Origin of the sequence: Streptomyces sp. NBC_00457, from assembly GCF_036014015.1 — a bacterium.
Lineage (GTDB): Bacteria > Actinomycetota > Actinomycetes > Streptomycetales > Streptomycetaceae > Streptomyces.
In genome coordinates this window covers 968,301-982,343 of record NZ_CP107905.1, presented here as the reverse complement: position 1 = coordinate 982,343, position 14,043 = coordinate 968,301, and the positions used below count along the sequence as shown (strand labels likewise).

Genomic DNA, 14,043 nt, shown 5'->3' with positions numbered 1-14,043 from the left:
CCGGGGCTGTCGGCAGTCGTTCCGGGGGAGGTCCGAACGCCTCCGGTGGCGACAGCGGAACAGCCGGGCCGCCGAAGGTCACCGGCCACTCGACACCCTTCGATCCCTGTTCAGCTGAACTCCTTTGCCCCCGAGCCGAAAGGCGACCAGATTCCCATGCCTCCCGAACTCCGGCCTCCGACCGGCCGCCGCAGATTCCTCAGGGGCGCTGCCGGCGCCCTCGCCGTACCGGCCGCCGCCACCTTTGCCGGCGCCCTGGCCGAGCCCGCCCACGCCGACGACACCGGTCTGCCGGACTTCGCGCCGATCCCGGCCGCCTCGGCCGGGCCCACACCGAACGAGGACGGCTACCACGTGGGCCGGATCGTCGGAAACCTCTACTGGGTCACGGACTCCTACTACCAGTCGATGTTCCTGACGACCACGCGGGGCGTCGTCCTCGTCGACGCCCCGCCGACCATCGGGCACAATCTGCTCCGCGCGATCGACGACATCACCCGGGCCAACGGTCGGCCGAGCAAGGTGACACACCTGGTCTACTCGCACTCGCACGCCGACCACATCGGCGCCGCCGGTCTGTTCGGAACCGACGTCGTCCGGATCTCGCATGCCGCGACGGCCGCTCTGCTGGCCTGCGCGGCCGACCCCAACCGTCCGCCGCCGACGGTCACGTTCCACGACAAGTACCGGCTCAAGGTCGGCGGAGAAACCCTGCACTTGCGGTACCACGGCCCCAACCACGCTCCCGACAACATCTTCATCTATGCGCCGGACTACGCCACGCTGATGCTGGTCGACGTCCTGTACCCGGGCTGGGTGCCGTTCAAGAACCTCGGGGTCTCCCAGGACATCCCGGCCTGGATCAGGGCGCAGAGCATCGCGATGGGCTACCCGTGGCGGACGTTCGTCGGCGGCCATCTCGGGCGGCTCGGAGTCCGTGCGGACGGGGCCCTGCAGATCCAGTACATGGACGACCTGGATGCCGGCACCCGGTCCGCGATCGCCTCCGTCGACCCGAGCCCGTTCTTCGCCAAGTACGGCGCGCAGGGCAACTCGTGGGCGATCTTCAATACCTTCCTCGACGCGGTCGCTGACACCGCGGCCGTTCCCGTGGCCGCGAAGTACACCGGAGTCCTGGCCGCCGCCGACGTCTTCACGCGGGACAACGCGTGGACGCTGCTGGAGTCCCTGCGGATCGACGCGGGTGTCCTCGGGCCGTTCGGCGTCCGCCCCTGAACCACTGGGGTGTCACCCCGGTGCGAGAGCACCGGGGTTCCCGGTTTCGTGTCCATATGCGGGGTCGGGACACCCAGACAAGAGAGGCCCAGCCATGACCGTCATGCTTCCCGTGGTCTTCGTCCACGGACTTTGGCTGCACAGCACATCCTGGCGACCGTGGATCGATCTGTTCCGCGAGGAGGGCTACGCCCCATCCGCGCCCGGCTGGCCCGGCGACCCCGACACCGTCGAGGAGGCGCGCCAGAACCCTGAGAGCGTCGCGGGCTACGGCATCGACGAGGTCGTCGAGCACTACGCGGCCCTGATCGCGGCCCTGCCTGTGCGGCCCATCGTGATTGGTCACTCGTTCGGTGGGATGATCGCGCAGAAGCTGCTCGGCCAGGACCGCGTCGCCGCGGCGGTCGCGATCGACGCCGCACAGATCAAGGGCGTTCTGCCCCTGCCGCTGTCCGCGCTGAGGGCGACGTTCCCGGTCTTCAAGAACCCGGCCAACAAGCGCCGTTCGGTCTCCCTGAGCGCAGAGCAGTTCCGGTTCGCGTTCGGCAACGCCATCTCGGAGGAGGAATCGACGGCCCTGTACGAGAGCTGGACGATCCCCGCGCCGGGCAAGCCGCTGTACGAGGCCGCCTCCGCCAACTTCAACCCTCACTCGCCGGCGAGGGTCGACACGGAGAACAGTGGACGCGGCCCGCTGCTGCTGATCTCCGGCGGCAAGGATCACACGGTGCCTGAGGTCGTCACTCGGGCCACCCTCAAGCAGTACCGGCACTCCGCGGCCGTCACCGACATCATCAGCTTCCCCGACCGCGGGCACTCCCTGACGATCGACGGCGGCTGGCGTCAGGTCGCGGACACCGTTCTCACCTGGCTGCGGCGGCAGAGTCCGGAGACCGGGCGATGACCTCCCGTGCGTCCCAGGCCGCCGGAACGTCCGGTGCCGACGCCGGCCTGGCCGGACGGACCGTCGTGGTCACAGGCGCCGGGCGCGGCATCGGGCTGGCCGTCGTCGAGGCCTTCCTCGCGGGCGGCTCCCGTGTCGTCGCGGGATCGAGGGCACGCAGTGAGGCCCTCGACGCGCTTGTGAAGCAGGGGGCTGAGCTCACCGTCGTGGAGCTCGACCTCGCGACGCCCGACGGTCCGGCCGCGCTGGTCGCCGAGGCCGTCGCCGTCCATGGCGGTGTCGACATCCTGGTGAACAACGTCGGGGCGGTGCGGCCGCGGGTCGACGGCTTCCTGGGCGTGACGGACAAGGACTGGGAGTGGACGTTCACGGTCAACTTCATGGCCGCCGTCCGCACCACCCGGGCCGCGCTGCCGCACCTGCTCGCCACCGGCGCGGGACATATCGTCACCGTCTCCTCGGTCAACGCCCGGTTGCCGGACCCGCTGGTGATCGACTACGGCGCGGCGAAGGCAGCGCTGACCAACTTCTGTAAGGCCCTGTCCAAGGAGGTGGGGCCAAGCGGTGTGCGGGTGAACACCATCGGTCCCGGCCCGGTGGAGACGGCGCTGTGGCAGGGCGCTGACGGTGTCGCCGCCACGGTCGGCCAGTCCCGGGGCATCGACCCAGGGGACGTGGCCCGCGGCGCGGCGGACCAGTCGGTGACCGGCCGCTTCACCCGGCCGTCCGAGGTGGCCGATCTCGTGCTTTACCTCGCCGGTCCTCGGGCGGCGAACATCACCGGCGCCGACTTCGTCATCGACGGCGGCCTCGTCGAGTCGCTCTGACCGGCCGCCACGGCACGGCGGGCACCGGTCCTGCCGCGCCTCGATTTCCTCACAATCCTTTGGAGAGATTGGTGAGATTCCGCCTGCCCAGATCCCGCCGCCTGGCGGCCGCGGTCTTCGCCCTGGCCGTCGGCCTCGGCTCGATCACCCTGACGGCCTCGGCCTCCGACAAGCCGGCGTCGGCGCCCGCCGAGCAGATGCCCGCCGGCTTCAGCGAACACAAGACCCGAGTCGCCGGGATCGGCATCAACTACGTGATCGGCGGCCACGGTCCGACCCTGGTCCTGATCCACGGCTACCCGCAGACCTGGTACGAGTGGCGCGGCATCATGCCAGCGCTCGCCAAGCGCTACACGGTCATCGCCCCGGACCTGCCCGGCGCGGGCCACAGCGACGCCCCGGCGTCCGGCTACGACAAGAAGACCATGGCCGCCAAGGTGCACGCGCTCCTGGTGTCGCTCGGCAAGGACCACGACGTGAATGTCGTCGGCCACGACATCGGCACGATGGTCGCCTACTCCTACGCCGCGCAGTACCCGCACAGCGTCCGGAAGCTCGTGCTCAGCGAGGCTCCGATCCCGGACCCGGGCATCTACAAGTTCCCGGCACTGACGGCCAGGGGACCCGGGGTGTGGAACTTCGGCTTCTTCTCCTTGCCGACCGGCCTCCCCGAGAGCCTGATCCGGGGCCGCGAGCTGACCTGGACCTCCGGCTTCATGCGGAGCATCGCGGTGCACGAGGACGCCCTGACCCCGGACGACCTGCAGGTCTTCGCCTCCTACCTGCGCGACTCCGCACACCTGGAAGCGAGCCTCGCCTGGTTCCGGACGTTCCCGCAGGACATCGCCGACAACGCGCGGTTCCAGAAGAAGCCCCTGACCATGCCGGTCCTCGCGATCGGCGCCGACGGAAGCCTCGGTTCATCGGTCGCGAAGCAGGTACGCCACTACGCCACCCACGTCACCCCCGCGGTCATCCCCGACTCAGGCCACTGGATCTACGAGGAGCACCCGAAAGAGACGACCGACATGCTGCTGCACTTTCTGGGCGGCCGACGATGACGTCAGGAGCGGAAATGACCCGGTTCTTCCCGACCTTCGGCCCGACGGCCGAGCGTGAACCGTTCTGGTTTCTCGGCGGCCAGGCCAGGATCCTGCTTCCCGGCGCCGCGACCGACAACCGGCTCAGCCTGATGGAGTTCGCCGACCCGGCCGGCCACGCACCCCCTCACCACGTCCACGAGGACGAGGAGGAGGTCTGGTTCGTCCTCGACGGCGAAGTGACGTTCTTCGTCGGCGACCAGCGCCACGACCTGGTGCCCGGACAAGTCGGGTACGGGCCGCGCGGGGTTCCGCACAGCTATCTGGTGCGCTCGCCCCAGGGGGCGCGGATCGCGGTGCTGTTCAGCCCAGCCTGCATCGAAGAGTACTTCAGGGCCAACGGCACCCCGGTGGCCGAGGCCGGGGATCTGCCGCCGGAGTTCGATCTCACGGCGGTCGTGGCCTCCGCCGAGGCCTTCCACCTGCGCGTCACCGGACCGCCGCCGTCCTTGTGACTCGGACCGCCCCGAAAGAGCAGCAGAGACGAGGAGAACAGTCATGACAGGCAACGAACCCGTCCGATTCCACGAGGGCAGGCCACGCCGCAGGAAGCTGATGCTTTCGGCGCTGGTGGTTGGCACACTGCTCGCGGTCCCGGCGCTGTCCGCCGCCACTCCCGCCGGCTCGGCGTCCGCCGCGAACGCCGCGACGACGTCGGCCACACCGGGCACCCCAAGGCCGACCGTGGTCCTGGTCCACGGTGCGTTCGCGGACTCGTCGAGCTGGGACACGGTGGTCTCGCGGCTCGAGCGCCGGGGGTACCCCGTGATCGGCGTCGCGAACCCGCTCCGCGGCCTGGCCGGCGACTCGGCCTACGTGTCCAGTGTCCTCGACACCATTCCCGGGCCGGTCATCCTGGCCGGCCATTCCTACGGCGGCGCCGTCATCACCGACGCCGCGGTGGACCACCCCAACGTCAAGGGCCTCGTGTACATCGCCGCGTTCGCTCCCGATCAGGGCGAGTCCGGCCTGGAGATCCTCGGGAAGTACCCGGGCAGCCAGCTCTCGCCGGCGCTGACGGTCCGGCCGTTCCCGGGCGGGCAGGACGCCTACGTCAACCCCGCGGACTTCCGGCAGGTCTTCGCCGCCGACGTGCCTGCCGGCAAGGCCCGGCTGATGGCGGCAGGGCAACGGCCGGTGGCGCTGGCCGCGTTCGCGGAACCCAGTAGCACGCCGGCATGGAAGACCATTCCCTCCTGGTTCCTGGTCGCAGGCGCCGACCGCGCCATCCCACCGGCTGCCGAGCGGGCCATGGCGCTTCGAGCGGGTTCCCACACCGAGGTGCTCCGGGGCGCCTCGCACGCGATCCTCGTCTCGCACCCCGACGCCACCGCGCGCGTCATCGAGGCCGCCGCCCGCGCCACCTCCTGACCCGGCATCACCCGCGATACACCAACCCACGAAGGGAACTGCCATGCCGTACATAACCGTCGGCCAGGAGAACTCCACCGACATCGACCTGTACTACGAGGACCACGGGAGCGGGCAGCCCGTCGTGCTGATCCACGGCTACCCACTGGACGGCCACTCCTGGGAGAAGCAACTCCCGGCCCTGCTCGACGCGGGCCACCGGGTCATCACCTACGACCGGCGCGGCTTCGGCCGGTCGTCGCAGCCAACCACGGGGTACGACTACGACAGCTTCGCCGCCGATCTCGACACACTGCTGTCCACTCTGGACCTCACCGACGCCGTACTCGTCGGGTTCTCCATGGGTACGGGGGAAGTCGGCCGTTACCTGGGGACGTATGGCTCTCGGCGCGTAGCCAAGGCCGCCTTCCTGGCCTCCCTCGAGCCCTTCCTGCTCAAGACCGACGACAACCCGGACGGCGTCGACCGGTCCGTCTTCGACGGCATCCTGGAGGCGGTCACGAAGGACCGCTACGCCTACTTCACCGGCTTCTACGAGGCGTTCTACAACCTCGACGAGACGCTGGGCGACCGGATCAGCGAAGAGGCTGTGCGGGCCAGCTGGAATGTGGCAGCGGGCGCGTCGGCCTACGCGTCGGTGGCCTGTGTGCCCACCTGGATCACTGACTTCCGCGCCGACGTCGCCAAGATCGACGTACCGACGCTGATCCTGCACGGCACGGCCGACCGGATCCTGCCGGTCGGCGCCACCGGACGGCCCTTCCACGCGCTCCTGCCCTCGGCCGAGTACGTCGAGATCGAGGGCGCCCCGCACGGTCTGCTGTGGACGCACGCCGAGGAGGTCAACGCCGCGCTGCTGGCCTTCCTGGGCAAGTAACCGCCGGGACCTGCGTCGTCCCCTGGGGACGGACTGAAACACCGTCCGCGCCGGATGCCGACACCTCGCATCCGGCCGGTCGGCGACTCCCCACCCGTACCGCCCGGCTGCGCAGCGTCCTCGGTTGCACACCGAGGTCCTCGGCAACCTCCGCAACTGGCTTGCCCCGTCCCGATCATCCAGTCGGTAGAACTGGATCGAGCTGCTCGAAGAGGCCGGTCACGGACCCGTCGCGACCGCCTGGCCTGCCGTCACCGACACGGTCGAGGCCACCCGCGCTCCCGACCTACCGGCCTCGACCGCCGAACCCCTGCTGCGTGCCGTCGAGCTCGGGCGGCCGGAGTCCGTGAACCGCTTGCTCGACCACGCGCAGACCACGACACTTACACCGCGACAGCACGCCACCGTGGTCTGGCTCCGCGGCCGCTTCGAGGAGGGGCTGGGCGGACCTCCCGGGTCCATGGTCTCGCTGACGGCGCTCGCCGAGAGCGTCGTGGCGGATGACTGGGCCCGTGCGGGCCTGAACGGGCGGTCGAAGCGATGAACGTGGATCTCGTGGGCCGGGAAGCGCAACTCGGGTTGCTGCGTGGCGCGTTGTCCGACGTGGGCAGTCGCGGGTCAGCGGTCCTGGTCCGCGGTGCACCGGGCATCGGCAAGACCTCGTTGCTCGCCGCGACCGGGGCACTGGCCGAGTCCATGGGCTTCCGAGTGCTGCGCGCGGTGGGTGTCGAGGCCGAGAGCGACCTGCCCTTCGGCGGCCTCCAACAACTGTTGCGACCCCTCGATCCCGTGCAGACTGAAGGCAACGCGCCGCACCGGCTCGTACTGGCGGCCGCACTCGGCTATGCCGAGGCCGAGGTGTCCGACGTCTTCATGGTGGGCCTCGCGGTGCTCGACCTCATAGCCGACGTCGCCGCGACCGCGCCGGTCCTGATCCTCGCCGACGACGTGCAGTGGCTCGATGACGCCACGGTCAGCGTGCTGGCCTTCATGGCACGCCGGGTCGGCTCGGAGCCGGTCGTCATGGTCGGCGCCGCGCGGGACGGCTACCGGTCGCGGCTGAACCCCGACGAACTCACCACGGTTCCGCTCGAACCGCTGTCCGACGACGCCGCCGCGGCGCTCCTGGCCAACGAGGCCCCCGGCCTGCGGCCGACCGCGCGCCGGAGACTGCTCGCCGCGGCGGCCGGGAATCCGCTGGCCCTGACCGAGTTGTCCCGCAGCCTCGGCACGGCAGCCGACCCGGACGAGACACGCCTGCCGCTCACCGAACGCCTGGAGCGCGCGTTCACCGACCGGCTGGCGACGCTGCCGGCGGCCACGCGGACCGTCCTGCGGGTCGCAGCCCTCGGCGACGGTTCGTCGCTCACCGAGATCTTCGCCGCGGCTCGGGTCCTGGCCGGTGCTGCCGTGGGGATCGCCGATCTCGAACCGGCGCTGCGTGCCCGGCTGGTCTCGGTCGCCGGGATCGAACTGCGCTTCGGGCATCCGCTGATGCGCTCGGCGATCCAGCAGACGATGCCCACGGCCGAGCGGCAGGCCGCGCACGTCGCCCTCGCCTCGGTGCTCGACGCCCACCCCGACCGTCAGGTGCGGCACCGGGCCGCGGCGACCTCGACTGTGGACGAGACCGTCGCCCAGGCGCTGGAAGACGCCGCGCTGCGTGCCGCGCGCCGTGGTGGCATCGCGGAGGCCGTCGCAGCCTTCGAACACGCGGCGATACTCAGCGGCGATGCCGCCCGCCGCACCGAACGCCTGCTGCGGGCCGCCGACTATGCCGTCGAGCTCGGGCGGCCGGAATCCGTGAGCCGATTGCTCGACCACGCGCAGACCACGACATTGACACCGCGGCAGCACGCCACCGTGGTCTGGCTCCGCGGCCGCTTCGACGAGGGGCTGGGCGGCCCTCCCGGCTCCGTGGTCTCGCTGACGGCGCTCGCCGAGAGCGTCGTGGCGGATGACCGGGCCCTGGCGCTGCGGATCCTGTGGAGTGCCGCGCAGTTGTGCTTCTGGTCCGAGCCTGGCCCGGAGGCGCGACGCCGGGTTCTGGACGCGGTCGAGCGTGTGGAGCTGGACGACCTCGATCCCTGGCGGCTGGCCATCTGTGCCTACGCGGCGCCGGTCGAGCGGGGCGCGTTCGTCCTGAACGGGATCCGGGACATGACGCCGAACGACGGCGACGACGGCCGCGCCTACCGGATGCTGAGCACCGCCACGCTGCTGGCCGGCGGCTTCGACGCCGCGCGCGTTTTCGCCGCGTCCGGAAGCATCGGTCTGCGGGCTCAAGGCCGCCTCGGCCTGCTGGCCCGCACGGCCGGCGCACAGGCCTGGTCCGACATCGTCGTCGGCGACCTCGGCGCGGCCATCCCGGCCACCGAGGAGTCACGCCGGCTGGCCCGCGAGACGACCCAGACGATGATGTACGCCCTGATGACCGCCATCGGTGCGAAACTCGCGGCGCTGCGCGGGGATGTCGACGACGCTCTGCGGCTCGCCGAGGAGGCCGAGAAGATCGGCCTGCCCGCGGGAGCGCGTCCCGTGCTGGCGATCGCGCTGATCGCCCGCGGGACAGCCGCCCTGGCCGCGGGACGGTTCGAGGAGGCGCTGGGCCACTTCCGGCGAGTGCACGATCCCGCGGACCCCGCATTCCAGGTCGCGCTCCGCCTCACGGCGGTCGGCGATCTCGTCGACGCGGCGGTGCACTGCGGGCGTGCGGAAAGCGTCGTGCCGATCGTGGCGCAGCTCGAAGACATCGCCGCCGTGACCCCGGCGCCGGTGCTGCATGCCGAACTGCGCCTTGCTCGCGCGCTCCTGGCCGACGACGATGCCGCAGCCGAGGCGTTGTTCGAGGCGGCGATGTATGCCGACCTGGCCGCTTGGCCCCTGATCCGGGCCCGAACCCACCTGGCCTTCGGGGAGTGGCTCCGACGTCGGCGCCGGTCCGTGGAATCGCGGGACCACCTTCGTGTCGCACGGGACATGCTCGACGCGCTGGGCGCGATCCCGTGGGGCGAGAAGGCCCGCCGCGAACTGCGCGCGGCCGGCGAGACCAGTCGCCGCCGCGATCCCGACGCTCGCGACCAGCTGACTCCGCACGAGCTGCAGATAGTGCAGCTGGCCGCCGAGGGCCTGACCAACCGAGAGATCGGCCAGCGGCTCTACCTTTCGCACCGGACTGTCAGCTCCCACCTGCACCGGATTTTCCCCCGACTCGGCGTCGTCTCCCGCGCCGAGCTGCGGACAGTGATCAGCGAGGTGCGCTGAGCACCGTCATGTGACGCTCGCTCGGCCTGGTGCGGTGCGCCTAGCGTCTGAACCGGGCGGAGCATCGCGAGGGGAGGGGGATCCCATGGTGTGGTCCGGGGTTCACCGTGCGGCGGAACCGACGATGGTCGGTCGGTACGCGGAGCGTGAGGCGATCGGAAGGCTGCTGGAATCGGTCCGTGACGGCTTCAGTGGAGTCCTGGTGTTCACCGGCGACGCGGGAGTCGGTAAAACCCGGCTTCTGGAGTACGCCGCCACGTCCGCCCAGGAGCTGACAATCGTCAGGCTGGTCGGTGTGGAGGCCGAGACACGACTGGGCTACGGAGCCCTGCATCGGCTCCTGCTGCCCTACCTCGGTCGGCTGTCAGCCCTGCCGCAGCGGCAGCGTGACGCCCTGAACGCCGCGTTCGGGCTGACCGATGCTTCGCCGTCCGACCGCCATCTGGTCGGGTTGGCCGCATTGACGCTGCTCTCGGACGCGGCCACGGCGGCGCCGATGCTCTGCCTGGTCGACGACGTGCAGTGGCTGGACCGCGAGTCGGCGGAAACCCTGGCATTCGTGGGCCGGCGCCTGTACGCGGACTCCCTGGGGCTGCTGGCCGCAGGACGCGACGGGACCGGCGACCACGACGTGTTCGGCGCGCTTCCCGCACTCCGGTTGGAAGGACTCCCGGACGTGGAAGCCAGGGCCCTGCTGACCAACGGCGTGACCGGACACCTCGACGAGGCGGTCGCCGAGCGGCTCGTGGCCGGCACCGGAGGCAACCCGCTCGCGATCCGGGAACTGGCGGTGAACCTGGGCCCGGAACAGCTGGCCGGGGTCACACCACTGCCCGAGCCGCTGCCGGTGAACCGGCAGCTGGAAGAACACTTCCGGCAGGCGGCGGCGCTGCTGCCCGCCGACACCCAGACCCTGCTGCTGCTCATGGCCGCGACACCGACGGACGACCGGACGGCGCTGTGGCGCGCCGCCGGCGTCCTGGGGCTGTCCATCCGCTCTGCCACGCCCGCGGTCGCCGCGGGGATACTGAACCGCGGGATCGTCGCCGAATTCCGCCACCCGCTGATCCGGTCGGCGGTCCACTCGGCCGCGTCCGCCGAAGCGCGACGCAGTGTCCAGGCGGCACTCGCCGCCACGAGCGTCCCTGAGCGCCGGGCGTGGCACCTGGCCGAGGCGACCGACGGACCGGACGACAGCGTTGCCGCGCAGCTCGAAGCCGCCTCCGAACGAGCCCAAGCGCGTGGCGGATACTCCGAGCAGGCCTTGGTCCTCACCCGGGCGGCGGAGATGACCGCGCATCCGGGCAAGCGGGCCGAGCGATATCTCCACGCGGCGGCGGCACACCTCACCTCCGGCAATGTGCCGGCTGTCCAGGCGCTGCTCGATCTCGCCACTCCCGACCTGACCGGGCCGGTCAACCGGGCACACGCGACACGGCTGCGGGCGTCCGTAGAGATGTTCCACGCCCGCCCCCGCGAGGTGCCCGCGATGCTGCTGGACGCGGTGGCCGAGATAGGCTCAACCGATCCCATGGCAAGCTGGGAACTGCTGCGCGAGGCGACGTACGCCGCGATCATCGGCGACCGGACGATCACCAGGACGACAACCCGCGAGGTCGCCAAGGCCACCGCCGACGCCTGGCGCGAACCGGCGTTGCCGGCCTGGAGCCCCGATCCGCTGATGGCGGCACTGGCGCGCTCGGTCGCCTACGGCTACGCCGCGGGAGCCCCGGCCCTGGCTGCGGCCCTGGCCCGGTTGCGCACCGCCGACGACCTCCAGGAGCAGAATGCGTTCAGCGTCATGGTCAGCTTGGCGGGCGACGAGTTGTGGGACATCGAAGCCAAGCGGGAGATCCTCCGGAAACTGGTGACGGCGGACCGCGGTCGGGGAGCGCTCTACGGGCTCAGTACGGCGTTGATCGCCCTCGCCACGGTGGAGATCTGGGCCGGTCGGTTCGCCGCGGCCGAGAGCTGCTACATCGAGGCGTACGACTACATGGCCGCGACCGGATACAGCGGGCCGGGAGATTTCCACAAGGCCCTGCTGTACGCCTGGAGCGGTCGGGAAGCCGAGTTGCGGGCCGCGGTCGCGACGATGCGCGCCATGTCCGAGACCATGGGGATCGAGCTGCATCGGTGGATCGGCCAGGCCCTGAGCATCTTCGAGATCGGTCGCGGGCGGTATCGGGAGGCACTCGACGCCCTGCTCACGGTGTTCACCGACCACCCGTTGGCCCTCGGCGATGTCAACGTCGCCGGAATGGTCGAGGCCGGGCTGCGGGCCGGCGACCGGAAGGCCGCCGCCATGGCCATGGAGCGCATGGAGGAACGCGCTCCGGTGGCCGGAACCCCATGGGCGTTGGGGCTGCTCGCACGCTGCCGGGCCCTGATGACCGACGATGACGGAGCCGAGCAGCTGTATCAGGAATCGATCTCGCAGCTCGGGAAGGTGCCGGTGGCCGTGGAGCTGGCATGGTCGCGCCTGCTGTTCGGCGAGTGGCTCCGCCGGCGCAGGCGCCGTGCCGATGCCAGGGTCCAGCTGCGGGCCGCGTACGAGTCGTTCGAGTCCTGGGGCGCCGCGCCTTTCGCCGAGCGAGCGAGGGTGGAGCTGCTGGCCACCGGGGAGACGGCACGCAAACGAACGGTCGACACCCAGTTCGACCTCACCCCGCAGGAACGTCATGTGGCGAGACTGGCCGCGTCGGGGTCGACCAACGCGGAGATCGCCACCCAGCTGTTCGTCACCACCTCGACCATCGAGTTCCATTTGAGCAGGGTGTTCCGCAAGCTCGACATCACGTCCCGGAAGCAGATCGGGCGCAAGCTGAGTGAAACCGATTCCGGCGATTGACAGCGCTCGTCGGCAAGTGCGCTCCGCCCGGCCCAGCCGAATTGGAGGGTACGGCTGTCCACGTCCGACTCGAATTGTGTACGAAGACCGGTATGCGTCTCCTCCGGTGCCATCGAAAGGTAAGGGGCGATCAAAGTGAGCGCCAGAACAAGGACGGTGGGCGTCGGCGCCGAGATCGAGCTGAGTACGGCGGAGGCGCGGGGTGTCGCACTCGTGGCGCAGGGCCTGGGCCGACCGCGGCCGAACGGTCGGGTCGACGCCCGACGCCTGCGGCGTGGGATCGACGACGTCGGCCTGCTGCAGCTGGACTCGGTCAACGTCCTCTGCCGCGCTCATTACATGCCGCTCTTCTCCCGGCTCGGCCCCTACTCGCAGACCATCCTCGACCGCCTGGCCTCGCATGCTGACGACGCCGGACCCGCGCGAGCCGGCCGCGAGGACCGCAGCCTGTTCGAGTACTGGGGACACGAAGCTTCGCTGCTGCCGGTCGAAACGCAGCCGCTGCTGCGCTGGCGGATGGCGCGGGCGGAAAAGCTCACCGAGAAACCGGCCCGCCTCCTGGCCGCGGAGAAGCCCGAGCTGCTCCAGTCGGTTCTGCGCACTGTGCGCGAGCGGGGGCCGATCCGTGCCGCCGAGCTCGCCGCTCCGGTGCGCAAGCCCAAAAACCCCTGGTACAACTGGAGCGAGGCCAAGATCGCGCTCGACTACCTCTTCTTCGCCGGCCTCGTCTGCGTCGACCACCGTGTCCGCTTCGAGCGCCGTTACGACCTTCCCGAGCGGGTGTTGCCGGAGGCCGTCCTCGACGCCCCGACGCCACCCGAAGACGAGGCGCAGCGGCAGCTGCTACTGATCGCAGCGGCACGCCTCGGCGTCGCGACCGAGCCCGATCTCGGCGACTACTTCCGCCTGCCGCGGAAGGAGTCCAAGGCGCGCCTGGCCGAACTGGTCGAGGCCGGCCTCCTCAACCCGGCCCGCGTCGAGGGGTGGAACGCCCCTGCCTACGTCACGGCGGGACGGCTTCCAACGCTCGTGCGCGAAGCGCGCGCCCTGCTGGCGCCCTTCGACTCGCTGGTCTGGTCGCGGTCACGCACCGAACGGATCTTCGGCTTCCGCCACCGGATCGAGCTCTACACTCCGGCGGCCAAGCGGGTTCACGGTTACTACGTGCTTCCGTTCCTCCTCGGCGACGGTCTTGTGGCACGGATCGATGTCAAGAGCGACCGCGGTGCGGGGGTCCTGCGGGTGCTCGGCGCGTTCGCCGAGCCGGGGGCTGATCCAGGCGCGGTGGCGCCGGAGCTGGCGGACGAGCTACGACTGCTCGCCCGCTGGCTCGACCTCGCACACGTCTCGGTGGCGAGGAAAGGTGACCTCGCCGGGAAGCTCACGAAGGCGGTCACCACCACTCAGGAACCTCGCTACTGACTTGTATTCGTGATACCGGTCAGGCACGGTTCTGGTGATGTGGCTCAGGTCGGCTGCGGCAGGTTGCCGATGTCGCGCTTGGTATCCGTCAACCGCCGGATGGGCTTGTCTGCGTGGCGAACCCGGACTCCTCCACCTCTGGGCTGCTGTCGAAGCCGCAGGGCAGGGTGTCCTGACGCGACCGTCCCCGG

11 protein-coding genes are annotated in these 14,043 nt (G+C 70.6%); all 11 read left to right on the top strand.

Annotation, left to right across the window (positions count from 1 at the left end):
• Positions 1–156 precede the first annotated feature (156 nt).
• The 11 genes from OG828_RS04630 (at position 157) to OG828_RS04580 (ending at position 13,852) form a co-directional block, all read left to right on the top strand.
• Positions 157–1,236 (top strand): MBL fold metallo-hydrolase, encoded by a 1,080-nt coding sequence (locus OG828_RS04630; RefSeq protein WP_328500185.1) that lies wholly within the window; start codon positions 157–159, stop codon positions 1,234–1,236.
• A gap of 94 nt (positions 1,237–1,330) precedes the next feature.
• Positions 1,331–2,140 carry an alpha/beta hydrolase gene (locus tag OG828_RS04625; protein WP_328436697.1) on the top strand — a complete coding sequence of 270 codons (810 nt, stop codon included), beginning with the start codon at positions 1,331–1,333 and terminating at the stop codon, positions 2,138–2,140.
• A complete protein-coding gene (locus OG828_RS04620) occupies positions 2,137–2,967 on the top strand; it encodes an SDR family NAD(P)-dependent oxidoreductase (protein WP_328500184.1) in 831 nt (276 codons plus the stop codon). Before OG828_RS04625 ends, OG828_RS04620 begins: the two co-directional genes overlap by 4 nt.
• A 71-nt stretch (positions 2,968–3,038) precedes the next feature.
• Positions 3,039–4,028, top strand: a complete 990-nt coding sequence (locus OG828_RS04615) for an alpha/beta fold hydrolase (protein ID WP_328500183.1) — start codon at positions 3,039–3,041, stop codon at positions 4,026–4,028.
• A 14-nt stretch (positions 4,029–4,042) separates the two neighbouring features.
• Entirely contained in the window at positions 4,043–4,522 is a 480-nt protein-coding gene (locus OG828_RS04610; RefSeq protein ID WP_328436694.1) for a cupin domain-containing protein, read from the top strand.
• 43 nt (positions 4,523–4,565) lie between these two features.
• Entirely contained in the window at positions 4,566–5,438 is an 873-nt protein-coding gene (locus tag OG828_RS04605) for an alpha/beta fold hydrolase (protein WP_328436693.1), read from the top strand.
• Between the two features lie 43 nt (positions 5,439–5,481).
• Complete coding sequence (locus OG828_RS04600; protein ID WP_328436692.1) at positions 5,482–6,315, top strand: alpha/beta fold hydrolase; 834 nt, start codon at positions 5,482–5,484, stop codon at positions 6,313–6,315.
• Positions 6,316–6,661: 346 nt separating this feature from the next.
• The gene (locus tag OG828_RS04595) at positions 6,662–6,859 is read left to right on the top strand and encodes a hypothetical protein (protein WP_328500182.1); all 198 of its coding nucleotides are present in this window, start codon (positions 6,662–6,664) and stop codon (positions 6,857–6,859) included.
• Positions 6,856–9,579: an ATP-binding protein gene (locus tag OG828_RS04590; protein ID WP_328436690.1), complete on the top strand. Its 2,724-nt coding sequence runs from the start codon at positions 6,856–6,858 to the stop codon at positions 9,577–9,579. Before OG828_RS04595 ends, OG828_RS04590 begins: the two co-directional genes overlap by 4 nt.
• An 85-nt stretch (positions 9,580–9,664) precedes the next feature.
• Entirely contained in the window at positions 9,665–12,430 is a 2,766-nt protein-coding gene (locus OG828_RS04585) for a LuxR family transcriptional regulator (RefSeq protein ID WP_328500181.1), read from the top strand.
• A gap of 135 nt (positions 12,431–12,565) precedes the next feature.
• Positions 12,566–13,852 (top strand): winged helix-turn-helix domain-containing protein, encoded by a 1,287-nt coding sequence (locus OG828_RS04580; RefSeq protein WP_328500180.1) that lies wholly within the window; start codon positions 12,566–12,568, stop codon positions 13,850–13,852.
• The last annotated feature ends 191 nt before the right edge of the window (positions 13,853–14,043 follow it).

Coding starts and splice junctions, on each gene's coding strand:
- OG828_RS04605 (WP_328436693.1), top strand. CDS start 4,566: ATGACAGGCAACGAACCCGTCCGATTCCACGAGGGCAGGCCACGCCGC.
- OG828_RS04625 (WP_328436697.1), top strand. CDS start 1,331: ATGACCGTCATGCTTCCCGTGGTCTTCGTCCACGGACTTTGGCTGCAC.
- OG828_RS04585 (WP_328500181.1), top strand. CDS start 9,665: ATGGTGTGGTCCGGGGTTCACCGTGCGGCGGAACCGACGATGGTCGGT.
- OG828_RS04630 (WP_328500185.1), top strand. CDS start 157: ATGCCTCCCGAACTCCGGCCTCCGACCGGCCGCCGCAGATTCCTCAGG.
- OG828_RS04600 (WP_328436692.1), top strand. CDS start 5,482: ATGCCGTACATAACCGTCGGCCAGGAGAACTCCACCGACATCGACCTG.
- OG828_RS04610 (WP_328436694.1), top strand. CDS start 4,043: ATGACCCGGTTCTTCCCGACCTTCGGCCCGACGGCCGAGCGTGAACCG.
- OG828_RS04590 (WP_328436690.1), top strand. CDS start 6,856: ATGAACGTGGATCTCGTGGGCCGGGAAGCGCAACTCGGGTTGCTGCGT.
- OG828_RS04620 (WP_328500184.1), top strand. CDS start 2,137: ATGACCTCCCGTGCGTCCCAGGCCGCCGGAACGTCCGGTGCCGACGCC.